Source organism: Psychroserpens burtonensis DSM 12212, assembly GCF_000425305.1.
Classification (GTDB): Bacteria; Bacteroidota; Bacteroidia; order Flavobacteriales; family Flavobacteriaceae; genus Psychroserpens; species Psychroserpens burtonensis.
This window is the reverse complement of sequence record NZ_AUDE01000072.1, coordinates 1-1,008: the sequence shown is the minus strand read 5'-3', so window position 1 is coordinate 1,008 and position 1,008 is coordinate 1. Positions and strand designations below refer to the sequence as shown.

General features: G+C 30.2%; 1 protein-coding gene. It reads left to right on the top strand.

Going from position 1 to position 1,008, the window contains the following annotated elements; genetic code table 11:
• Positions 1–140: 140 nt before the first annotated feature.
• Positions 141–785 carry a hypothetical protein gene (locus H593_RS0115455; RefSeq protein WP_028873252.1) on the top strand — a complete coding sequence of 215 codons (645 nt, stop codon included), beginning with the start codon at positions 141–143 and terminating at the stop codon, positions 783–785.
• Positions 786–1,008: the final 223 nt, after the last annotated feature.

Below are 1,008 nucleotides of genomic sequence, written 5' to 3'. Positions count from 1 at the left end.
AGAAACTGCCCTTTAGAAACTAGCTTAAAGCCGTTTTGAAAAACAAAAATAGAAAAAAATATAGGATTTTTGTTGTTTGCTAACACAGAATCTAATCATACACAACACCGTTGTGGTGCATATATAAAAACAGTTTCAAAATGAAATATATACTTAAAATGTCTTTCTCACTATTCCTAATTCTAATAATTAATGGATGTGGGAAGGTTGAAAAAAAAGAACAAGAGCCAATCGAAAAAGAAACAGCATTGGTTCAAATGGAATTTGGAAAGTGGAATAAACAAAATGACAGTCTAGGCGTTGAATTAAATGTCAATAATTTCGAAAACTGGCTTGAATTAATTAATCGGACAGAAAAAATAGTCTGTAATGATAGTATACCAAAAATAACTTCGACAACAGATAGCGAAATTAAAACCATTTATTTCAGAAACACTTGTTCAAAAGAAGATTCCTTTAGAATTATTAAAACTAAAAATGTAATTGCAATCTATAATAATAAGATTAGTAAAAATAACGAATCTGGTATTCCTTTGGATAGTTTAGAAAATGTTCTAAGAAAAGATATTGAAAATAATGGGGAAAACCTAGGGCTGAGTGAAAGCCCAGAAAAGCTAACGATATGTATTCAGTATGATGATAAAAATGATTTTAAGAATCTACCCAACACCTTAAAGCAACTTACAGAAACCTATTACCGAATTACAAATAAAACGGATTTGAAAATACTTTTAATTGATAAAAAATACTTTAGTCCACCACCAAGGCCAAAAGATGAAATTTAAAAAATACGCACCACAACAACGTGTATAACTAATTGCTAGGTCTGTGATTACTTGGAAAATTCCTGCGGAATTTTCCATAGGTTCGTGATAGTTTACTAACTTTAACCTAGCAAACGCAACTAGCCATAACACGTATTCCAAGATCAAATCCTAATAAATATTCTAGTTTATTTTTAAGCTGCATGTTGTTGAAGAACCACATATGGAGTTCCTCTCTTAACTA

What these genes read in the sequence shown, in the direction of transcription:
- H593_RS0115455 (WP_028873252.1), top strand. Translation starts at nt 141, where the DNA reads ATGAAATATATACTTAAAATGTCTTTCTCACTATTCCTAATTCTAATA.